20 protein-coding genes are annotated in these 19,742 nt (G+C 73.9%); 8 read left to right on the top strand and 12 right to left on the bottom strand.

Annotated elements, in window-relative coordinates:
* Positions 1–20: 20 nt before the first annotated feature.
* Complete coding sequence (locus AAFN69_RS12065; RefSeq protein ID WP_347728391.1) at positions 21–830, top strand: helix-turn-helix transcriptional regulator; 810 nt, start codon at positions 21–23, stop codon at positions 828–830.
* A gap of 20 nt (positions 831–850) precedes the next feature.
* On the opposite strand, the gene AAFN69_RS12060 is transcribed toward AAFN69_RS12065, so the two are convergent.
* The 6 genes from AAFN69_RS12060 to AAFN69_RS12035 all read right to left on the bottom strand — a co-directional run bounded on the left by AAFN69_RS12060 (position 851) and on the right by AAFN69_RS12035 (position 5,672).
* Positions 851–1,270 (bottom strand): hypothetical protein, encoded by a 420-nt coding sequence (locus tag AAFN69_RS12060; RefSeq protein WP_347728390.1) that lies wholly within the window; start codon positions 1,268–1,270, stop codon positions 851–853.
* Positions 1,271–1,453: 183 nt separating this feature from the next.
* Positions 1,454–1,627, bottom strand: a complete 174-nt coding sequence (locus tag AAFN69_RS12055; protein ID WP_347728389.1) for a hypothetical protein — start codon at positions 1,625–1,627, stop codon at positions 1,454–1,456.
* A gap of 58 nt (positions 1,628–1,685) precedes the next feature.
* A complete protein-coding gene (locus tag AAFN69_RS12050) occupies positions 1,686–2,063 on the bottom strand; it encodes a hypothetical protein (RefSeq protein WP_347728388.1) in 378 nt (125 codons plus the stop codon).
* Between the two features lie 376 nt (positions 2,064–2,439).
* Positions 2,440–2,628 (bottom strand): hypothetical protein, encoded by a 189-nt coding sequence (locus tag AAFN69_RS12045; protein ID WP_347728387.1) that lies wholly within the window; start codon positions 2,626–2,628, stop codon positions 2,440–2,442.
* A gap of 316 nt (positions 2,629–2,944) precedes the next feature.
* Positions 2,945–5,047 carry a phage holin family protein gene (locus AAFN69_RS12040; protein WP_347728386.1) on the bottom strand — a complete coding sequence of 701 codons (2,103 nt, stop codon included), beginning with the start codon at positions 5,045–5,047 and terminating at the stop codon, positions 2,945–2,947.
* A gap of 220 nt (positions 5,048–5,267) precedes the next feature.
* On the bottom strand, positions 5,268–5,672 hold the full coding sequence (locus AAFN69_RS12035) for a hypothetical protein (RefSeq protein WP_347728385.1): 405 nt from the start codon (positions 5,670–5,672) through the stop codon (positions 5,268–5,270).
* A 237-nt stretch (positions 5,673–5,909) separates the two neighbouring features.
* Between AAFN69_RS12035 and AAFN69_RS12030 the strand changes: the two genes are divergently transcribed.
* Both AAFN69_RS12030 and AAFN69_RS12025 read left to right on the top strand, forming a co-directional pair.
* Positions 5,910–6,674, top strand: a complete 765-nt coding sequence (locus AAFN69_RS12030) for an MBL fold metallo-hydrolase (protein ID WP_347728384.1) — start codon at positions 5,910–5,912, stop codon at positions 6,672–6,674.
* Positions 6,675–6,679: 5 nt separating this feature from the next.
* A complete protein-coding gene (locus AAFN69_RS12025; RefSeq protein ID WP_347728533.1) occupies positions 6,680–7,345 on the top strand; it encodes a VTT domain-containing protein in 666 nt (221 codons plus the stop codon).
* A 106-nt stretch (positions 7,346–7,451) separates the two neighbouring features.
* Here AAFN69_RS12025 and AAFN69_RS12020 read toward each other — a convergent pair whose 3' ends face one another.
* Positions 7,452–8,669, bottom strand: a complete 1,218-nt coding sequence (locus AAFN69_RS12020; protein WP_347728383.1) for an aminotransferase class I/II-fold pyridoxal phosphate-dependent enzyme — start codon at positions 8,667–8,669, stop codon at positions 7,452–7,454.
* Positions 8,670–8,913: 244 nt separating this feature from the next.
* Here AAFN69_RS12020 and AAFN69_RS12015 point away from each other — a divergent pair, with 244 nt between their 5' ends.
* The 3 genes from AAFN69_RS12015 to AAFN69_RS12005 all read left to right on the top strand — a co-directional run bounded on the left by AAFN69_RS12015 (position 8,914) and on the right by AAFN69_RS12005 (position 11,871).
* Positions 8,914–10,479 (top strand): phosphatase PAP2 family protein, encoded by a 1,566-nt coding sequence (locus AAFN69_RS12015; protein ID WP_347728382.1) that lies wholly within the window; start codon positions 8,914–8,916, stop codon positions 10,477–10,479.
* Positions 10,480–10,567: 88 nt separating this feature from the next.
* Entirely contained in the window at positions 10,568–11,377 is an 810-nt protein-coding gene (locus AAFN69_RS12010) for a methyltransferase domain-containing protein (RefSeq protein ID WP_347728381.1), read from the top strand.
* Between the two features lie 125 nt (positions 11,378–11,502).
* Positions 11,503–11,871 carry a VOC family protein gene (locus AAFN69_RS12005; protein ID WP_347728380.1) on the top strand — a complete coding sequence of 123 codons (369 nt, stop codon included), beginning with the start codon at positions 11,503–11,505 and terminating at the stop codon, positions 11,869–11,871.
* 105 nt (positions 11,872–11,976) lie between these two features.
* On the opposite strand, the gene AAFN69_RS12000 is transcribed toward AAFN69_RS12005, so the two are convergent.
* The 4 genes from AAFN69_RS12000 to AAFN69_RS11985 all read right to left on the bottom strand — a co-directional run bounded on the left by AAFN69_RS12000 (position 11,977) and on the right by AAFN69_RS11985 (position 16,246).
* On the bottom strand, positions 11,977–13,956 hold the full coding sequence (locus AAFN69_RS12000; protein ID WP_347728379.1) for a DUF5107 domain-containing protein: 1,980 nt from the start codon (positions 13,954–13,956) through the stop codon (positions 11,977–11,979).
* Positions 13,957–14,055: 99 nt separating this feature from the next.
* The gene (locus AAFN69_RS11995; RefSeq protein ID WP_347728378.1) at positions 14,056–14,991 is read right to left on the bottom strand and encodes an arginase family protein; all 936 of its coding nucleotides are present in this window, start codon (positions 14,989–14,991) and stop codon (positions 14,056–14,058) included.
* Positions 14,992–15,070: 79 nt separating this feature from the next.
* Entirely contained in the window at positions 15,071–15,673 is a 603-nt protein-coding gene (locus AAFN69_RS11990) for a GNAT family protein (protein ID WP_347728377.1), read from the bottom strand.
* A 324-nt stretch (positions 15,674–15,997) separates the two neighbouring features.
* Positions 15,998–16,246 (bottom strand): LapA family protein, encoded by a 249-nt coding sequence (locus tag AAFN69_RS11985; protein ID WP_347728376.1) that lies wholly within the window; start codon positions 16,244–16,246, stop codon positions 15,998–16,000.
* 166 nt (positions 16,247–16,412) lie between these two features.
* On the opposite strand from AAFN69_RS11985, the gene AAFN69_RS11980 reads away from it, so the two are divergent.
* Together AAFN69_RS11980 and AAFN69_RS11975 are read left to right on the top strand one after the other, a co-directional pair.
* The gene (locus tag AAFN69_RS11980) at positions 16,413–17,156 is read left to right on the top strand and encodes a GntR family transcriptional regulator (protein WP_347728375.1); all 744 of its coding nucleotides are present in this window, start codon (positions 16,413–16,415) and stop codon (positions 17,154–17,156) included.
* A 123-nt stretch (positions 17,157–17,279) separates the two neighbouring features.
* On the top strand, positions 17,280–18,356 hold the full coding sequence (locus tag AAFN69_RS11975; RefSeq protein ID WP_347728374.1) for an adenosine deaminase: 1,077 nt from the start codon (positions 17,280–17,282) through the stop codon (positions 18,354–18,356).
* Between the two features lie 100 nt (positions 18,357–18,456).
* On the opposite strand, the gene AAFN69_RS11970 is transcribed toward AAFN69_RS11975, so the two are convergent.
* Entirely contained in the window at positions 18,457–19,737 is a 1,281-nt protein-coding gene (locus tag AAFN69_RS11970) for a serine hydrolase domain-containing protein (RefSeq protein ID WP_347728373.1), read from the bottom strand.
* Between the last annotated feature and the right edge of the window lie 5 nt (positions 19,738–19,742).

Genomic DNA, 19,742 nt, shown 5'->3' with positions numbered 1-19,742 from the left:
GGCGTACTACCGTCTCCGGTATGACGACTGTTCTCTCCGACACGGGTGTGGGCCCACTGCTGCGCGGCTGGCGGGAGCGGCGACGGGTGAGCCAGCTGGAGCTCGCGCTGCGCGCGGACTCCTCGGCGCGGCACATCAGTTTTGTCGAGACCGGTCGCTCCCGGCCGAGCGAGGAGATGGTGCTGCGGCTCGCGGAACATCTCGATGTGCCGGTCCGGGAGCGCAACTCCCTTCTCCTGGCGGCCGGTTACGCGCCCCGGTATTCGGAGACCGCGCTCGACGATCCGTCCATGGCGGCGCTGCGGGAGGGCATCGACCGGCTGCTCGTGGGCTATGAGCCCTATCCGGCCCTGGTCGTCGACGGCCTCTACAACGTCGTCGCGGCCAACCGCGGCATCACGATGCTCCTGGCGGATGTGGCCCCGCGGCTGCTGGTCCCGCCGCTGAACGCGATGCGGCTCACCCTCCATCCCGAGGGACTGGCGCCGCGCGTCCGCAACCTCCCGGAGTGGCGCGGCCACCTGCTCCACCAGATGGAGCGCCAGATCGCGCTGGCCCGCTCCGAGCCCCTGCGGGAGCTGTACGAGGAGGTCGCCGCCTACCCGGTGGCGGCGGGCACGAACGGCGTGGGCCGGGAGGACCCGCCGCCGCTCCATCCCGCCTTCGCCCTGCCGATGGTGGTCGAACACCAGGGGCGGACGCTGTCGTTCCTGTCGTCGATCTCCACCTTCAACACGCCGATGGACGTGACCGTCGCCGAGCTGGCCATCGAGACCTTCCTCCCGGCCGACCCGGCGACGGTCGACTATCTGCGGTCGGTGTGCGGTTAGGGTCACCCCTCCCCGGCCCGTCAGCCCCTGGCGCCGGCGCGCAGTGCCGACCACTGGAGGAGGGCGAACCCCGCCACGGTCGCGGCCTGGAGCGGGACCCAGACGGCACCCGCCGCGGAGGGGTCGAGCCAGAGCGCGAGGGATGCGATGCTGAGCGCCGCGTAGAGGAGATTGAGCTCGATGACCGCCTTCACCGCGAGCGGGGCGGGCGCCGGGCGGGCCGCGAGGGCGCCGACGGCGATCCCGTACAGCAGGATGAAGGCGCCGACGCCGAGCAGGAACTCCCGGTCCATGCCGAGCAGCCGCCCGAGCGGTCCGGAGGCGGCGAGATACGCCGCCCCGTTGACGCCCGTCACCACGGCGTCGAGGGCGAGGAAGCGGCGCAGCATGGTCCGCGGTTCGGTGGTGCGGGCGATGCCGGTGAGCAGGGTTGCGGACATGGCGGTTCAGCCTCCATGGGGATCGTCGGCCCGGTTGGGCCGGAGCTCGGACGGAGTGCGCCGCCCGAGTTCCGGTGGGAGAAGACTGCCGTTCAGGGCGGTTTCCGGTCGATTACCCATGGGGTAATGCGGACCGCCCCGGCCGCTTCGTGGCGGCCGGGGCGGTGGTGCGGCCGGGTTCGTTCAGGTCGCGGAGGTGTCGGCCCGGGGGCCGGCGGGCTCCTCGGCGGCCGGTGAGCGCGGCTCGGTCGCGGTCACGGTGTCGCGGTCGGGGCGGCCGGCGCCGGCGGGCTCCGCGGTACGGGTGGCCTCCGCGCGGAGCATGGCGTTGAGTGCGGCGAACGGGTCGATGGGCATGGCTGTGCACCTCGTCGGGGTTTGGTCGGGACTGACTGGCCGGTGGGAGCCGCGAGGCTCAGCAGCGCAGCACGACCCCGCGCACGACGGCCGCCCGGTCCCCCGCCGGGCCGACGGCCCGGCGGTACGGGGCGGTGTGTCCCCGCGGACACGGCCCGGCGTTCCCCGGCGTCACATCCCGGCCGTCCCGTGCGGGAGCCCCGGCCGAGAGCCGCGCGCGGCCCGAGGCGGACACATGGGTCTCGGTCTCCTCGGCCGGCTGCCCCGCCGGGTCCAGCGGCGCCGAGAGCGGCGCGCGGGCCTCTCCGGGGCCCGTGACCGGTGTCGCGGCCTCGGACCGGATGACCAGCAGCGCCGACAGCAGCACCAGCAGCACGAGGGAGGCGCTCCGCCCCACGAGGGTGCGGAGCGCGGCGGCGGCCGGAAGCGTTTTCATCGGGCGGACCTCCTGGACATGCGTCCCTTCCCCTCCGCACCGGCCGGTACGACCGGACCGCGGCGGAATCCACCCCGCCGGGGGAGGCGGGTTGAGCCGGATTCCGCAATGCCGCCGTCCCGACCGCCCGCAACGCCGGCGTCCCGACCGCCCGGAGCGGCGGCCGGGAAACGGGTGGACGGCGGCCGGGAAGCGGGGTGGACGGCGGCCGGGACGAACGGCTGTCGTGCCGTACGGGCCACGGCCCGTTCACGAGGGAAGTCCGCCTCCGCGAGCGGTGCGGCTCAGGGGAGGTCCGGCGGCGGATGCGAAGGACTCGGCCCGGGGTGTTCCCCCCGGCTCGACACGGCCGCCGGCACGCACCGGGGGCGTCGTGTCACAGCGCCCGCGGAGTCTCGCCCGGGCCGGGGCCGCGACTGGACCGGCACCGGATGTCCCCGGAGTCGGAGACGGAGACGGAGACGGAGACGAGGTCGCCGAGATGCCGGCCGCCGTCATCGGCCCGTACCGCGCGGAACCCCTCCACATCGATCGCGCGGTCGGCCCGCGGACGCTCCCCGTCCATGGTCACCTCACCGATTCCGGTGAGCGGCCGGGCCTGCGGGCAGCCGGTGACCCGCCGGATGCCGGCCGGCCTCCAGGGCTCGGGCCGCGGTGCCTCCGGGGCTGCGGCGGCGGGGGCAACTCCGCTTACTGCCGCTCGGCGAGGACCCGAGCCTGGCGGCATCGGCATCGGCATCGGCGTCCTCGCCGAGCGGCAGAGCGACCTCGAAGGCCATCGGCCCCCCGGGTCGGAGATCGGCTCCGATCCCGGGAGAGGCCGTTGCACCGCAGGCCGGGAGGGGTGTGCAAGCCGGCCGACGGCCCGGTGCGCGGGGCCGTCAGGCGGCGTCCACGTTGTCGTACGGTTCCATCCGCCCGGGCTGTGCGGCGCGCGCGGTCAGCGCGTCGGCCGGGATCAGCCGTGCGGCGACGGGTGCGGGGCGATCCGGGCGATCCCCGGCCGGGGCGGGCGGCTCCGCCGGCGCGGTGCTCGCGCCGACGACCTGGCCGAGGGGGATCTGCGGTCCCGCGCACTCCCGCAGCCAGCCCCGCAGCACCCGGTGCACCTGTTCGGCGCCGACGAGCTCCGCGCCGGGCCCCTCCACCGGCGGGGACATGTCGAGGGGCGAGAGCAGGAAGGGCTGCGACTGCTCCCCGCCCAGACCGCCGTGCGAGCCGACCTGCTGTTCGAAGGCATGCACCCGGCCGGTCCCGGGGTCGTACATGGAATTGACCATGATGTCGGCGACATGGGGGAAGGTGTCGGTGCGGCGCACGGCGTCCGCCGTGCCCTTGCCGAAGACGGCCAGCGGCCCGTCGTCGGTGAGCTCGGAGAGCGGTGTCTCGGTCCCGCCGGTGAGCACCACCGAGCCGTGCTCCTCGCTGCGCACCAGCAGGAAGCCGATGCCCGGATGCCCGGCGAGGGCGCCCAGCAGGCCGGGGTGACGCGCTTCGATCTGCTCCCGGCTCGCCCGTCCGGGCAGCTCGGGAAAGGAGATCAGCCCGAGATTCCCCGACGCCAGCACGATCGGGTCGGCCGGTGTGGACCCGGAGAGGCCGCACTCCGCCCGGACCAGCTCCTTGAGGCTGGTCCCGTACGCCTGCTCGAAAGTCTCTCCCGGGCTCTGGCCGTGATCGGAGAGCAGCACGATCCGGTAGGGGCGCGGGGCGTGTCCGGCGACCTTGGCGATCATCGCGAGGGAGCGGTCCAGCGATGCCAGAATCCGGGTCGCGTCGGGGCTGTGCGGGCCGGAGTGGTGGGCGACCTCGTCATAGGCCACGAGGTCGGCATAGACGGCGGTGCGCCCGGCGAGCATGTCCCCCATGACGGCGGAGACCACGACATCCCGCTCGATGACGGTGGCGAAGGCCCGGACGAAGGGATACACACCGCCGCGCGGGACTCTCGGCGCGTCGTCGCGCAACCGCGCCCGGGTGGCCTGGCGGATCTCCCGGGCCACCTCGGCGGCGAAGGACAGGGCGGTGCGGACCGCGTTGGCCGGGTCGGAGAAGTAGGTGAAGTACCCGGCGCGGGAGCGGTTGGACCGGCCGCGCCGGGTGGAGACGGAGAGGACCAGCGCGGCCTGGTCGGCGCCGCCGCTGAAGAGATTGCCCCGGCTGGCGCCGTCGAGGGAGAGGAGCCCGGCGTCGCCCGTCCGCTCGACGGCGCGCCGCTGGAGCTCCACCGCGCTGGCGGGCCGGTTGCTGACCATGAACCGGCCGCTGTCCTTCTCGTACCAGCGGAAGGCGGGCACATCGTGATTGCTGCCGTGCAGGATGCCGAGCTGGCTGGCGCCGGTCTGGCTGGACCAGTCGGTGCGCCAGGGGGTGAGCCGGTGGCTGCTGTTCATCCAGCAGGCGACCGTGGGCATCACGCCGTCCTTCGCGGCCCGCAGCAGCACCTCGTGCCCGACTCCGTCGAGCTGGAGGAAGAGCATGCCGGGGGTGGGGAAGCAGCCGTCGTCCGCGGTGCCCTCGCGGCGCCGGCGCCGGGTGGCGATCCGGTAGAGCCTGCACCGGTAGGCATCGTTGTCGCGCATGGCGTACGCGGTGGAGGTGGCGGAGGCGACGGCGGACATCACGGCCGCGACCACCACCGCTGTCTCGGGAGCGGCGTCCCCGCGCCCGTCGGGGATCAGCCGCAGGGCGAGCAGCAGCAGGGAGCCGTTGAGGAAGAAGACCAGCAGCCCGAGGACGAGGGCGGGCACGAGCAGCAGGGCGCGCACCACATAGGGCCAGACCAGGGCGGTGAGCAGACCGAAGACGCCGGCGCCCCAGGCCGCGGTGAGAGCGGTGCGGGTGACGCTCTCGCCGTCCGCCGACTGGAGCCGGAAGTCGGGCAGCAGCGCGGCGAGCGCGAGCATGGTGAGCGTGGAGGCCGCCCAGACCACGATCACCCGCAGCAGGGCACTGCCCACCCGGCGCCAACGTGACTCGTCCACTCCGTTCCACCTCACCTCTCGGATCAGACATCCAGCGTGGCACAGGGGCCGGGACAATCGGGCGGTCCGTCCCCGCTTTCCGGGTTGGATCAGGGTTCGCCGGAACCGGTGGCGGGGGCACCGGACCCGGACGGCGGGCGTCCGTGACAGCTGCCCCGTACACGGGCTGCCATCCCCCGCGGTGCGCGGACCGCCCCACCGGCCGTCGCGGCGGCCCGGGTCAGCAGCCGTCGTAGCCGGCGGTCGGCATGGAGAGCCTGCGGTGCACATCCGCCTTCATCGCCGCGTCGTAGACCGGTTCGTCGAGCCCGGCCGTCTCCAGGGCCACCCCGCGCCGCCCGCACTCGGCGATGAAGTCGCTCACCGAGCTGAGCGCCCTGCCCAGCACCCGTTCGTTGGGTGCGACGAAGAGATCCACCTGCCCCTCGTTCACATCGGACCAGAGTCCGCGGTCGTCGTGGCGCATTCCGCAGATGACGAGCTGCCGTGTGACGGTGTGTCCCCGGTCGGCCGCCCAGCGCGCGCACATCGCCTGCTGGCTGCGGGTGTCCACCAGGAAGGGGTCCTGGTCGAGCTCCTCAAGGGGGGTCAGGCTGGCAATCGCCGCCACACGTAAGCCGTTCATGATCGTTCACCCTGCTCTCGTCGTTCGCCGCAGACCCTACTCCGGATGGCGTCCCGCGCTCATCCGGGAAGCCGCCCCCGGGGCGCCGGCGCGAGCGGGCCTCAAGTGCCGGTCGAGCGGTGCTGGACAGGATCGGACCGGGCAGGTCGCGGGAACCTGGCACAGTTGAGTGAGGAAGCGGGCACGGCCGGCCGGGACCGCCGGGTCCGCCGTCGAGGAGTGAGGGGGTGCGCCGCGGTGGAGATCACGTGGTGGGGTCATGCCACCTGTACGGTCGAGGACTCCGGCGTCAGGGTCCTGACCGACCCCCTGTTCGCCCGCAGGCTGGCGCATCTGCGCCGGCGGCGCGGGGAGCTGCCGCCCGCCGAGGCGGCGGTGGCCGACGCGGTGATCGTCTCCCATCTCCACTCCGACCATCTCCATCTGCCCTCACTCGCCCGGCTGGCCCCGGGCACCCGGGTGATCGCACCGGTCGGAGCGACGCGTTCCGTACCGGGGCTGACCCGGATGGGACTCAGGGTCACCGAGGTCGCACCCGGAGACGAGACCAGGGTCGGGGACCTGACGGTACGAGCGGTCCCGGCACTGCACGACGGGCGCCGGCTGCCGGTCGGCCCGCACCGGTCGCCCGCCCTCGGCTTCGTGGTGAGCGGCGAGGCGCGGACCTACTTCGCGGGGGACACCGGGCTCTTCGACACGATGGCCGACGAGGTGGGCGAGGTGGATGTGGCGCTGCTGCCGGTCGGCGGCTGGGGCCCCTATCTGGGACACGGGCATCTGGACGCGGGCCGGGCGGCGCAGGCCCTCGCCGCGCTGGCGCCGCGCGCGGCGGTGCCGGTGCACTACGGCACCTACTGGCCGATCGGGATGGACGGGATCCGGCCGCATGAATTCCACTCCCCGGGGGAGGAGTTCGTGCGCAAGGCGGCCGGACTGGCCCCGGATGTCTCGGTGCACCGGTTGCTCCACGGTGAACGTTTCAGGCCGGAGGCGGCCCGGTGAGATCTCTGCTGACCTCGGATGTGCTCGGACAGCTGTCGGAGTCGGTGGCGGGCATCACCACGGAGTCGACCCAGCAGGCCGTGGGCTATCCCACGCTCTTTCTGCTGGTGGCCCTGGGGGCGCTGGTACCGGTGGTGCCCACGGGCGCGGTGGTGAGCTCGGCCGCGGTGGTCGCCTTTCACCAGACGGCGCCGCTCTCCCTGCTGTTCGTCTTTCTGGTGGCGTCCTCGGCGGCGTTCGCGGGCGATGTGACGCTGTACTGGCTCGGTCTGCGCGGTGTCCGCTCCAAGAACGGCTCCCGCCGGCTGCGGGAGCTGCGCGAGCACGCCTCGCCGGAACGGCTGGAGCAGGCCCGGGAGAAGCTGGCGGACCACGGGGTGACGGTGCTGGTGCTCTCCCGGCTGATACCCGCCGGGCGGATACCGGTGATGCTGGCCTGTCTGCTCTCCGGCATGCGGATGCGCACCTTCATCCGCGGGAATCTCCCGGCCTGTCTGGCGTGGGCGGTGACCTATCAGCTCATCGGGATTCTGGGCGGTTCGCTCTTCGACGAGGCGTGGAAGGGTGTGATGGTGGCGGTGGTGCTGACCGTGGTGCTGAGCTCCGCCCCGGCACTCTGGCGCCGGCTGCGGCGCCCGCGGCGGCATCCGGAGGCACCCGGCGAGGCGTGATTCCCCGGGCGGGGGCGCGACAGGGGCTCCGTGATCCGTACCCGCGCAGGCCCGTCACCCCGTCCGGTCCGCCGCCCCTCCCGGGCGAAGGGCGGAGCACGTCACATCACGTCAGATCGTCGAGGACGGTGCGCAGCCTCGCCAGGGCCCGCTCGACCCGGGGCGATTCCAGCGGCCGCGGTGCCTCCAGGGACTCCGCGCGCTCCCCGGGGGTCGCGCCCAGCAGCGGGGCGGTCGCCAGCCGGACCCGCAGTGCGCCCAGTTCGTCGTCGAAGCGGTGGCCGCCGGGCACGGCGCTCCCGAGCCGGGCGGTCAGATACTCCTCCAGATCCATCGAATCGCTCACCCCGCGCTCGCCGAGCGGCCCGCGCAACGGCCCCAGATCCGCGTAGAGATGACGGCCCGCCGCCGGCGGCCGGGCGAGTGCGCCCGCGGCGAGCACCGTGTGATGGGCGGCGGCGGCCACCGCGGCATGCAGCGCGTTCGCCCGGGCCGTCCGGGCGGCCACGGGCGGCGGCTCGTCGAGGGCATGCGCGGCGGCGGCCGCGAGGGGCTCGGCCACCAGGGCGCCGAGCGCGGTGAGGATGTCGAGCGTCCTCGCCCGCCGGGCCGCTCCCGCCGCGCCGGGCGGGAAGCGGGCGACGGCCACCGGCCAGGCGGCGGGCAGCAGCGCTCCCGCGAGGTCACTGATCAGGGTGACCTCCCCGGGACACATCTCGGCGGGGCTCAGCATGACGGTCCCGTCCGGCCGGTGCAGTGTGTCGCGCCAGGTCTCGTCGCTGATGATGTGCAGCCCCTCGCTCACGGCCGCCTCACACGCCTCCCGCACGGTCTCGGGCGGTGCGACGGTCGCCGTGGGGTCGTCGGCCACGGAGAGCAGCAGCAGCCGCGGCACGCCGCCCTCGGCCCGTACCCGGCGCACGGTCTCCAGCAGGGCGTACGGGTCGGGCACTCCGCCGCACTCGGCGGGCGTCGGCACATGGTAGGCGCGCCGGCCGAGCAGTCTGATCTGCGGTGTCCACCAGGCCGGGCAGGGGCGGGGCATCAGCACATCGCCGTCGTGCGCGGCGATGAGGGCCAGCAGCAGGGGCTGCGGTCCCGGGGCGGCGGCGATGTCCTCGGGGTGGCCGCGCAGGCCGCGCCGCCACCAGTAGCCCGCCGCCGCCTCCCGCAGCACCGGCCCGCCGCCGGGCGGCTCCCCCAGCGCGTGCGCGGCGGCCGCGGCGACCACGTCGGCGAGACCGGGGAGGACGGGCAGGCCCGTGTCGGGTGCGCCGGGCCCGTACCGGACGGGTCCGTGCCCTCCGGAATCCGTGTGCCGCATCGGACCACCACCTCACCGCCGTCACGAGCGCGGGCGCGTCACCAGTCCCCTGGTAGGAGGTTACGGAGGTTTGGACACCGGCGCCCGCGCGGGCGGCCGGCCCGTACTCCCGAACCCCGGGCGACACCGGCACTCCCGGTGGCCACACCGTCACACGGAGCGTTCGCGAGGGCGGGAGGAGCGGTACGGACCCGAATGGCGGCGGCCTGGCGTGCCGCCCCGCTTCCCGGGGTACCCGCGACCCATGTCCTCCCTCCCCGGTCTTCCGCTCCCCTTCCTCCGCGTCCCGCCCGTCTTCCTCCGCACCCCGCCCGACGCCCAGCGGCAGGCCGGCGTGCGCGCCCTGCTCGGCCAGTGGGACCGGGAGGCGTTCCGTGCCGTCGCCACCCGTTCCTGGCCGGGCGCCGAACCGGTACTGCCCAGACTGAGCCGGGCGGCCGATCACGGACTGCTCTGGTTCGGCGCGGCGGCCGGCATCGCCGTACTGGGGCGAAGCGCCCGGTCGCGGCGGGCGGCGGTGCGCGGGGTGGCGTCGCTCGCCCTCGCGTCCACGGTGATCAACACGGTCGGGAAGCGCTCGGTGCGCCGGGCCCGGCCGCTGCTGGACGCGGTTCCGGTGATGCGGCGGCTGAAGCGGCAGCCGTTCACCACCTCCTTCCCCTCCGGCCACTCGGCGTCGGCCGCGGCCTTCGCCGCCGGTGTCGCCCTGGAGTCCAGGGGGTGGGGCGCGGTGATCGCCCCGGTGGCGGTGTCGGTGGGCTTCTCCCGGATCTACACGGGGGCGCACTACCCGAGTGATGTGCTGGCGGGCGCGGCGCTGGGAGTGGGTGCGGCCTTCGTGGTGCGCGCGCTGGTGCCGACGCGCGCGCAGCTGCCGTCGCCGGGACGGCCGCAGGCGGGCGCGCCCGCGCTGCCGGGCGGCGAGGGGCTGGTGATCGTGGTGAACCAGCGCGCGGGAACGGCGGATTCGGCGGTGCGGGTGCGGGAGCTGCTGCCGCTCGCGGAGATCGTGGAGTGCGAGCCGGGCGAGCTGACCGAGGCGCTGGAGAAGGCGGCGCGGCGCGGCCGGGCGCTCGGGATCATCGGCGGCGACGGCACGATCAACAGTGCGGCGGTCGCGGCGGTGGAGGCGGGGGTGCCGCTGGCGGTATTCCCGGGCGGCACCCTGAACCATTTCGCGTACGACCTCGGTATCGAGACCGGCGACGACACCTGCCGGGCGCTGGAGAACGGGGAGGCGGTCCGGGTCGATCTGGGCAGGTTCACCCCGGTGCCGCCCGGCGGCGGGAAGCCGGCGGCCGATGAGCGGCCGGGGTACTTCCTCAACACCTTCAGCCTGGGCGTGTATCCGGAGCTGGTGAACATCCGGGAGCGCTGGTCGCCGCGGATCGGCGGCTGGCCGGCCGGGGTGCTCGCGGCGGCGCGGGTGCTGCGCCGGGGCCATCCGCTGCGGGCCGAGGTGGAGGGCAGGGAGCGGCCGATGTGGCTGCTCTTCGCGGGGAACGGGGTCTACCGGCGGGTGGGTCCCACCCCCGGCCACCGGGAGGATCTGGCGGACGGTCTGCTCGATGTGCGGGTGGTGCACGGGGGGAGGTGGCCGGGGCTGCGGCTGCTGGCGGCGGCGCTCGCGGGCCCGCTGAGCCGCTCCCCCGTACACGCCAACGAGCAGCGGCACACGCTGCGGGTCAGCGGTCTGGCACCGGGCACCCAGCTGGCCTTCGACGGGGAGGTGCGGGGTGCGCCGCCGGCGCTGGTTCTGGACAAGGCGGTCGGGGCGCTGACCGTGTACCGCCCGGAATCCCTTCTGTGATGTCCAGATAGCAAGACACTCTGTCTCATCATTTGGTTGGCATGTCACCCTTTCCGGGACCGGTGAAGTCCCGGAAAGGGAGGCACACATGCCGCAGGAGACCGCTGTCTACACGCACGGCCACCATGAGTCCGTGCTCCGCTCGCACACCTGGCGCACGGCCGCCAACTCGGCCGGATATCTCATCGGCGAGCTGACGCCCGCGATGAGCGTGCTGGACATCGGCTGCGGGCCCGGCACGATCACCGCCGATCTGGCCGGGCTGGTGCCGGAGGGCAGGGTGACCGGGGTGGACCGGGATCCGGGAATCGTGGCGCGGGCCCGGGAGGTGGCCGCCGGACGCGGGCTGGCCAACACGGAGTACGCGGTGGCGGATGTCAACGCGCTGGAGTATCCGGACGATTCCTTCGACGTCGTCCACGCGCATCAGGTGCTCCAGCATCTGGGGGACCCGGTGGGGGCGCTGCGCGAGATGCGGCGGGTGTGCCGCCCCGGCGGCATCGTCGCGGCGCGGGACTCCGACTACGGCGCCTTCACCTGGTTTCCCGGTTCACCGGTGCTGGACGAGTGGCTGGGTCTCTACCGGCAGGTGGCCCGCGCCAATGGCGGCGAGCCGGACGCCGGGCGGCGGCTGCTGTCCTGGGTCCGTGCCGCGGGCTTCACCGAGGTCACCTCCTCCGCCTCGGCCTGGTGCTTCGCCGCTCCGGACGAGCGGGAGTGGTGGAGCGGCCTCTGGGCGGACCGCACGGTCTCCTCGGGGTACGCGCGGATCGCGGTCGACGGCGGCCACGCCTCGGCGGAGCGGCTCGCCGGGATCGCGGAGGGCTGGCGGGAGTGGGGCGGCCGGGACGACGCCTGGTTCATGGTGCCGCACGGAGAGGTGCTCTGCCGGGTCTGACAACCGGCCCGCGGCACGGCGGCGGGCGGCGCGGGAGGCCCCGGCGGGCGGCCGGGGCGGACTCCTCCGCACGGGTTCCGCCAAGTGTTTTCGCCGCCCCGCGCCTCCCAACTAGGCTCTCCGCCATGGAGATCCTCGGAACCACGCTGCGCATCTGCGTCACCGACCTGGACGCGGCGGCGGCAGTCTACGAACGGCTCACCGGCAGCACCGCGCAGCGGTTCGAGCGCGGTGGCGTATCGGTCGCGGCGGTCGGCTGCTTTCTGCTGATGAGCGGACCCGAATCGGAGCTGGAAGTGCTCCGCAAGGTGACGGCGACCATCGCGGTCAGGGATGTGGACGAGGCCGGCGCGACCCTCTCCGAGGTCGGCGCGCGGGTCGTCGCGGGCCCGGTCGCCACCCCGGCGGGGCGGAATCTGATAGCCGTTCACCCCGATGGCTCGGTCTTCGAGTACGCCGACCGGAAGATCGGCGTCCAGAACCCCGGCCGGTGATGCGCGGGCCCCGGGTCTCCCTGTGAGCCCGGGGCCCCGGTGCGTCCGCGGCGCGGGGCGGGACCGGCACTGTCCGGGACCGGCTCGCGCCCCGGACACACCGGCTCACCCTCGCGCCGCCGGGGGACGCATCCGGTAGTCGTACGCCTCCGGCAGCGGGTCGTCGGTGAGCGCCGCCCAGGTCTCCCGGAGGGCCTCCGAGCCCTCCCGCAGATCCGCCACCTCGAACCCCGCGTCGAAGATGGCCCGGGCCTCCTCCCGGTGGCCCTCCGCGAGCAGCAGCCGGGCGTGGATCAGCCGGAACCTGCCGCGCCGCTGGACCTCGGGCCGCAGCCTGGCCCAGACGGAACGCGCGTCCGCCGCGCGGGCGGCCGAGAGCAGCGCCTCGATGGCCTCGCGCCCGAGGGACGCGGTCGCGGCCGTCCAGCTCTCGCCGCTGTCGCGGCGCTCCTGGCAGAGATCCTCGAACGCCTCCAGATAGCGCTCGGCGGCCCGCACCGAATGGCCGCCCTCCTGGTCCGCGACGGCGAGGCAGCGCAGCAGCGGCCAGCGGGAGGGGGCGAGCGCGAGCCCGCGCTCCCAGCTGCGCACGGCCTGCGCCAGATCGCCCGCATGCCACTGCGCGACGCCGAGGTGGTACTCGGTGAGCGGATCGGCCGGGGCGGTCTCCAGCATGTCCCGCCAGTGCGGGGCGACGAGGGAGGGGCCCGGCGGGGCGACCCTGCGGGGTTCGGGCAGCACACCGGTGGTCAGCAGCTCGTGCCAGGGTGCCTGCTCCTCCCCCAGCGTCGACTCCGGGAAGGGGGTGCCCGGAAGCTTGAGACCGGCGCGCAGCAGTTCGAGCGCGCCCCAGCCCGATCCGGTGGCGAGCATGCGCACCGGTTCGGTGTCGGCACACGGCAGCCATGCCTCGTACGCGGCGTCGACCGCCTCCGCCGGAAGGGCGTCGGCCAGCCGGGACCCGACCTCGTCGCGGGCCGCCGCCCAGTCGTCGCCGTGCACCGCGCCGGGGTCGGCGGTGAGCGGCCCGTACGACTCCAGCCAGCTGAACTCCGCCCCGCCCTCCAGGCGGACATGCTCCAACTGGGTACGGGCGAGACCCGCCTGGATCTCCGCGTATCCCGGTGTGCCGGGTTCGGTCAGCCAGCGCTGCCAGCGGCGCCCGCCGCGCCCGGAGCCCCACAGAAAGAGCTTCCGCCCGCGCAGCAGCGCGGTGGAGGTCTGGGCGAGGCCGCTGCCGTCCGCGCCGAGGGCCGCGATCCACTTCCGGGCCCCGGCGGGCACCTCGTAGAAGTAGTCGGCGGGATACTCGCTGCGCAGGGGATATGTCCGGTCCACTCCGTCGTGCTCCGGCACCGGCACCCGGGTCAGGGTGCGCTCGTAGTCGAAGTGCCAGGCGTCTTCGGCCGGGGCGACGACCCGGGTGCCGGGATGTTCCTCCACCGCGATGTTGGACCACCAGTAGACCGGCGCCGGCCGCTCGTGCGGATTGCGGACGCGGACCCCGACATGGAGGAAGTCCGAGTCGGCGGGGAGCCAGAGATCGATCTGGAACGGGAGGTCGCGCAGCCGCTCCCACTCCCAGAGCCGGACCATCTCGCCGCCGTCGGGGGCGGGCACGATCCCGGCGTGCAGCGGTGCGACGGAGAGGGCGGTGTGACCGGTGGCGCCGATGTTCCACTCGACGCCGCCCGAGTACCAGGCGCCGTTGAGGGCGAAGTCCGCAGGCTGGAAGACCGGGTTCCGGTAGAGCAGTTCCCGTCCGGTCGCCTTGTGGTGGAGGGAGTGGATCCGGCCGCCGAGGCCGGGGAGGACGGTGACGCGCAGCCGGTCGTTCTCGATGACGATCGCGTCGAGATCGGTGGGGGTGCGCTCGCGCCCGTAGCCGTCGAGGACCCGGACCGGGAGCAGGGTGCGCAGCGGCTCGTAGCCGATCTGCCGGGCCATCTCGCGGGGCAGCTCCCGCCGGTCCCGCTCCGCGACGGTGTGTGTCCCGTCGAGGGTCCGCAGCGCGGGCAGCGGATTCGCGGGCCCCACCGGAGCCGCGGGCAGAGTCAGTACGGTACGCCGCACGGTCGTGGCCAAGGCAACCTCGCTTCGCTCTCGGAAGGACTGCCGGATTCCGGGGGCAGCCCGATGACCATGGAACATCGTCATCGGGCCGGCGAACAGGGGTGCCGAGGGTCAGTCTTCAGCAAAGTCGGGGCCCGCGGTCCCGGTGCGGCCGGCCTCGAAGGCTGCGACGATCAGATCCGTGAGCAGGGCGCCCGCCCGGCCGTCCGGATCGAGGTCGGGGTCGTAGATGGTCACATTCATGCCGGTGCAGCGCGGGGAGCGCAGCAATCCGGCGAGCAGTACGGCGAGTTCGGCGGGGAGGAGTCCGCCGGGGTCGGGGCTGTCGACGGCCGGCATCACCTCGGGGTCGAGGACATCGGCGTCCAGATGGACCCAGAATCCGTCCAGCGCCGTGATCTCCAGGCTGCGGACCACGGCGGAGACCGTCTCGGCCGGGCCGAGGGCGCGCAGTTCGGAGATGGTCGCGCGGGGGATCCTCAGCTCCGCGAGCTCGGCGTTGTCCTCGGTGAACTCGTCGCGGAGGCCGAGATACCGGATGTCCTCGTCGCGCAGATAGGGCTTCAGCCCCTCCAGATCGGTCAGATCGTCCTGGCCCCGGCCGGTGCCGAGGGCGACCTCCTCACCCCCGGCCGCGCCGATACGGTCGGAATTGCCCGGGTGCCGGAAGTCGGCGGAGGCGTCGAGGACGGCGAGTCCGTACCGGCCGAGTCTGCGCAGCGCGAGGGAGGCGCCGAGCTGGATCGAGCAGTCGCCGCCGAGGACCAGCGGGAAGTCCCCGGCGCGCACATGGTGCTCGATCCGGTCGGCGAGGCGGGGGGTGTACGCGGCGATGGCGGCGGCGTTGAAGACTCCGTCGCCCACCTGCCAGTCGCCCCGGTCATAGCGGGGCGGGACGACGACTCCCCCGTCGAGGGCCCGCAGGCGCTGCACGATCCGCTGCTCGCGGAGAGCACCCGCGAGTTTGTGACAGCCGGGGACGGTGCCGGGGGCGGGGGGCCGCAGCCCCAGATTGGAGGGCGCTTCGATCACCACGATATTGCGCATGGCACACATCCTCGGCCCTGGGGCGGTAAGCGCTCAAGGGGGATTCGGAGACGCGGGAACCAGGGCGGGTACGGCGAGGTCAGGGGGCGGGAGCGGTGCCGGTGCCCGCGGGGCCGTCCTGCGGAACCATCTCGCTGGTGATCGCCCAGCGCTCGTGGTCGCGCCAGGCTCCGTCGATGAAGAGGAAATCGGGCGACATCCCCTCCAGCCGGAAGCCGGCGGCGCGGACCAGCCGCAGGGAGGCGCTGTTCCCGGGCTGGACATTGGCCTCCAGCCGGTGCAGCTCCATCGGGCCGAAGGCGTACCGGATCACCAGGGCGAGACCTTCCGCCATCAGCCCGCGCCCGGCGGCGTGCGCGAAGGATCCGTAGCCGAGCGCGCCACAGCGGAAGGCGCCGCCCACGATGTTGTTGATGTTGACGAATCCGGCGATCCGGCCGCCCGCGGCGCGCTCGCGGAGGAGGAATCCCGTCCGGGCGGGGTCCTCGGTCAGCCGGGCCGCCCAGTCGCGGTACTCCCGGACCGTCCGCGGCGGGAAGAGCCACGGCCGGTGGAGCGCGGCCGAGTCGCGGGCCGCCGCGGTGAACTCCTCCGCGTCGCCGTGCGCGTACGGCCCGATCGTCACCCGGGGGCCGCGGGCGAGGGGCGGCGGGCCGGCGGGGGCGGGGTGGTGGGCTGACATCGGCCCAGGCTACCGGCGGTCCGGACCGGACCCCGGATGCCCCGTCGATCCGCCGACCCGCCGACCCGTCCGTCCATCCGTCCATCCGCCGGCCCGCCGCCGTGTGCGCGGGCGGGCCGGTACGGGTTCAGCAGGGCTCCACCGCGCCTCGATCGGGGCGGTGTCTTCTGGCGTACGGAAGAAGGGCGACCGCAGCGGTGAGCCGTGGGGACGGCGAGCCACCGCGGCGGTCCACCCTCCGTCCGGCGGGTCGTGACGGCCGGCGGCGCGCGGACGGCACACGCGCCCCGGTGACCGGCGGCGGGTCCGGGCGGCGGGGGTGTGTCACCGCGCCCGGCGGCGGAAGAAGTAGCCGCCGCAGACCGCGCCGATGACGAACATCGCGAGCAGGGCCACATAGAGCGGCATGGTGACCACGGGGATCAGCAGCCGGATCTCGACGTCCTTGGTGTTCTCGAAGATGAAGACGACAGCCAGGATCGCGAGCACGCCGACCGCGACCCGCGTGGGGGTCAGCCGGTCCCGGAAACCGCTCCTCCCGACTCCGCCCTTCGGTGATCTCTCAGCGCTCATGGCACCAGAATGGGTGCGACACGGGCCCGCGGAGTGCTGGGGCGGGCCGTACGGGTGAGTCCGCGACCTGCGGGCCCATGGGCGAGTTCTTCAACTGCGGACCTCTCCTGTCTGACAAGCTCTCTCCGGGAAGCCCGTCGGACGGGATGTCGGCCGAGGAGGGGTCATGGCAGTCGCCAGACAGCAGCGCAGGCCGGTGGTCGTGCTCTACGAACGCATCGCGGACGCCATTCACGAGGGTGTCTATCCGCCCGGTTCCACCCTCCCGTCCGAGCCCCGGCTCGCGGCCGAACTGGGGGTGAGCAGGCCGGCGCTGCGCGAGGCGCTGCTGCTGCTCCAGGAGGACGGGCTGCTCTCGGTCCGCCGGGGGGTCGGCCGGACCGTGAACGACGCTCCGCCGCGCCGGGGCCACGAACAGCTCCAGCCCCTGGAGGAGCTGCTGTCCGCCGGAGCCCCGCTGCGGGTGCGCCCGCTGCTGCGCGCTGTGGAGGAGCCGACCGACTTCACCACCCAGCATCTGCACGCCCCGGCCGGGTCCGGGCTGCGGTTCTGGGAGTCGGTGCTGAGCGCGGAGTCCGCCGTGGCGCTCAGCCACGAGTGGGCGGCGCCCGACGGCGTACTGGAACGGGCCCACCCCGAGTTCGCGGCGGCGCTGGGCTCGCCCGGCGCGGACACCGGCTCCATGCTCGCCGTACTGGCGGCGGCCTCCCGGGCGGTGCCGCTGACCGGGCACAGCGGGGTGACCGCGACCCTGCTGGGGCAGCGCAGGGGCGAACAGCTCGGCCGCCCGGCCGAGACCCCCGCCGTCCTGGTCACCCAGGTGGTACGGGTCGGGGACACCCCGGTGCTCGCGGCCAAGCACATGCTGCCGACGGGGGCGCCCGCACTGCCCGTACTCCAGTCGAACTGACCCCCGGGGACGCGGGTCCCGCGCGGGTCCGGGCCCGCGCGACCGGCCGGCCGGACCCGTTCCGGGGCTCCGGGAGACCGGCGTCACGGCGGCGGTCACCGCCGTGCCGTACACTCCTCGGCCATGCACTTGTCTGACATCCTCAGCGCCCCCAAGGTAGTACTTCACGACCACCTCGACGGTGGTCTGCGCCCCGCCACGATCATCGAGCTGGCCCGGGAACACGGATACCGCGATCTTCCGACCGAGGACCCGGCGGAACTGGCGGTCTGGTTCCGCGACGCGGCGGACTCCGGTTCCCTGGAGCGTTATCTGGAGACCTTCGCCCACACCTGCGCGGTGATGCAGACCCGTGCGGCCCTGGAGCGCGTCGCGGCGGAGTGCGCGGAGGATCTGGCGGCGGACGGTGTCGTCCACGCCGAGGTGCGGTACGCCCCCGAGCAGCATCTGGAGCGCGGGCTGACCCTCGATGAGGTCGTCGACGCGGTGAACGCCGGATTCCGTGCGGGCGAGCAGCGCACGGGCGGCCGGATCACGGTGCGCGCGCTGCTCACCGGGATGCGCCACACGGACCGCTCCCTGGAGATAGCGGAGCTGACGGTGGCTCACCGCGAACACGGGGTGGCGGGCTTCGACATCGCGGGCGGCGAGATCGGCAACCCGCCGGCCCGTCATCTGCCCGCCTTCCAGCATCTGAAGCGGCACAACTGCCACTTCACGATTCACGCGGGCGAGGCCGTGGGCGCCGAGTCGATCCATGAGGCGGTGCAGGTCTGCGGCGCCGAGCGGATCGGGCACGGCGTGCGGATCACGGACGACATCACGGTCCACGAGGACGGCTCGGCGACCCTCGGCCATCTGGCGTCCTATGTCCGTGACAACCGGATCGCGCTGGAGGTCTGCCCCACCTCCAACCTCCAGACGGGTGCGGCGAAGGAGTACGCCACCCACCCCATCGACCTGCTGCGCCGACTCGGCTTCCGGGTCACCCTCAACACGGACAACCGGCTGGTCTCCGGCACCACCATGAGCCGGGAGTTCGCACACATGACGGAGGCGTTCGGCTACGGGCCCGAGGTCTTCGAGGAGTTCACCGTCGCGGCGGCCGAGTCGGCCTTCCTGCCGCTGCCGGAGCGCCGCCGGCTGATCGACGAGGTGATCCGCCCGGGCTACGCGGCCCTGCGCGGGCGGACCGCGTAATCCCCGAACCGCTCTGAACCGCCCCGGCCCCGGCCCGCCGGCCGGGGGCGCTCCGGTGGGTTCGGCCCACCGGAGCGCGATGAGGCGGTGAAGGCATTCCCTAGGGAGTGCAGAAGGCCGCCTCCACGGGGTCCGGGGCCGGGCCTCCCCAGTTTCCGTTGACATTGGTGACGAGGGAGCGCTTTCCGTCCGCGGTGATGAACGCCTCGGAACCGGATCCCGTCGTGCCGCCGGTGTGGCCCCAGACCTTGACTCCGCAGGAGAGGGTGCGGGGGTAGATCCCGAGAGCGTAGGCGCCGTCCTCCACCACGGCGGGGTCCGCCGCGACCGCGGTGGTCAGCTCCTTCTGCTGCGCGGGCGGCAGCAGCCGGCCGGTGATCAGGGCGCGCAGGAAGCGGCCGGTGTCGCCGGTGGTGGAGATCATGTCACCGGCGGCCCAGGTGAAGGTGGCGTTGAGCTCCGTGACGTCGTGGACCGGCCCCCCGGGCTCGAACATGGCGTAACCCCGGCCCGCGGGCCGGGGCATGGTGACGGTGGAGCGGGGAGTCACGGTGTTCCGCAGCCCGAGCGGGCGCAGCAGCCGGTGGTCGACCTCGTGCTCGAAGGAGTTGCCGGTGGCCTTCTCGATGATCATTCCGGCGAGCACATAGTTGGTGTTGGAGTAGTACCAGCTCGTGCCGGGGGCGAAGTCCGGGGCGTAACGCATCGCTATCCGGACGAGATCGGCGGGCCGGTAGTCGTCGTAGCGGTGCTTGAGGAACCCCGCGCCGAAGAAGTTGTGCAGGTGAGTGGGGTCGTCGGTGTAGGACTTGACGCCGCTGGTGTGGTTCAGAAGCTGCCGGACGGTGATCGCGCTTCCGTCGTGGCCGTTGCCGGTGACGACGCCGGGGAGCCACCGCTCCACCGTGTCGTCCAGATCGAGTACGCCCTCCGCTTCGAGCTGGAGGATCACGGTGGCCACATAGCTCTTGGTGATGGAGCCGATCCGGAAGTGGTCCCGGGCCTGCCGCTCCCGGCCGGTGCGCAGATCAGCCACGCCGGCCTCACCGGTCCAGCGGCTGCCCCGGTCGTCGAGAGTGGCGAGGACACCGGGGGTACCGGAGCGCGCGATGTCGTCGAGCGCCCGCTGGATCGCGGCACGGGCGGCGGCTCCGGGGCGAGTGCCGGCTCCGGTGGCGGTGGCGGCACGGGTGCCGGCTTCCGTGCCGGTGCCGGTGCCGGTGGCGGGAGCCGGAGCGGCGGGGGCGGCGGACGGGGTGAGCGGTGATCCGGGGCGGTGCGGCTGTGCGGCGGCGGGAGTGGCGAGGAGCGCTCCGGCGACGGCACTCGCCAGAAGGGCTCCGAGGACGGTGCGGGTTCTCGGCTCGGATGCTGACTGCATCGGGA

This window comes from Streptomyces sp. CAU 1734 (assembly GCF_039888735.1).
Lineage (GTDB): Bacteria > Actinomycetota > Actinomycetes > Streptomycetales > Streptomycetaceae > Streptomyces.
The sequence above is the reverse complement of the archived record's forward strand: the minus strand, read 5'-3'. Positions and strand labels throughout refer to the sequence as shown.

What these genes read in the sequence shown, in the direction of transcription:
- AAFN69_RS11990 (WP_347728377.1), bottom strand. Translation starts at nt 15,673, where the DNA reads ATGTCAGCCCACCACCCCGCCCCCGCCGGCCCGCCGCCCCTCGCCCGC.
- AAFN69_RS11995 (WP_347728378.1), bottom strand. Translation starts at nt 14,991, where the DNA reads ATGCGCAATATCGTGGTGATCGAAGCGCCCTCCAATCTGGGGCTGCGG.
- AAFN69_RS12035 (WP_347728385.1), bottom strand. Translation starts at nt 5,672, where the DNA reads ATGAACGGCTTACGTGTGGCGGCGATTGCCAGCCTGACCCCCCTTGAG.
- AAFN69_RS12005 (WP_347728380.1), top strand. Translation starts at nt 11,503, where the DNA reads ATGGAGATCCTCGGAACCACGCTGCGCATCTGCGTCACCGACCTGGAC.
- AAFN69_RS12050 (WP_347728388.1), bottom strand. Translation starts at nt 2,063, where the DNA reads ATGAAAACGCTTCCGGCCGCCGCCGCGCTCCGCACCCTCGTGGGGCGG.
- AAFN69_RS12010 (WP_347728381.1), top strand. Translation starts at nt 10,568, where the DNA reads ATGCCGCAGGAGACCGCTGTCTACACGCACGGCCACCATGAGTCCGTG.
- AAFN69_RS11980 (WP_347728375.1), top strand. Translation starts at nt 16,413, where the DNA reads ATGGCAGTCGCCAGACAGCAGCGCAGGCCGGTGGTCGTGCTCTACGAA.
- AAFN69_RS12015 (WP_347728382.1), top strand. Translation starts at nt 8,914, where the DNA reads ATGTCCTCCCTCCCCGGTCTTCCGCTCCCCTTCCTCCGCGTCCCGCCC.
- AAFN69_RS12065 (WP_347728391.1), top strand. Translation starts at nt 21, where the DNA reads ATGACGACTGTTCTCTCCGACACGGGTGTGGGCCCACTGCTGCGCGGC.
- AAFN69_RS11985 (WP_347728376.1), bottom strand. Translation starts at nt 16,246, where the DNA reads ATGAGCGCTGAGAGATCACCGAAGGGCGGAGTCGGGAGGAGCGGTTTC.
- AAFN69_RS11970 (WP_347728373.1), bottom strand. Translation starts at nt 19,737, where the DNA reads ATGCAGTCAGCATCCGAGCCGAGAACCCGCACCGTCCTCGGAGCCCTT.
- AAFN69_RS11975 (WP_347728374.1), top strand. Translation starts at nt 17,280, where the DNA reads ATGCACTTGTCTGACATCCTCAGCGCCCCCAAGGTAGTACTTCACGAC.
- AAFN69_RS12045 (WP_347728387.1), bottom strand. Translation starts at nt 2,628, where the DNA reads ATGGACGGGGAGCGTCCGCGGGCCGACCGCGCGATCGATGTGGAGGGG.
- AAFN69_RS12060 (WP_347728390.1), bottom strand. Translation starts at nt 1,270, where the DNA reads ATGTCCGCAACCCTGCTCACCGGCATCGCCCGCACCACCGAACCGCGG.
- AAFN69_RS12055 (WP_347728389.1), bottom strand. Translation starts at nt 1,627, where the DNA reads ATGCCCATCGACCCGTTCGCCGCACTCAACGCCATGCTCCGCGCGGAG.
- AAFN69_RS12020 (WP_347728383.1), bottom strand. Translation starts at nt 8,669, where the DNA reads ATGCGGCACACGGATTCCGGAGGGCACGGACCCGTCCGGTACGGGCCC.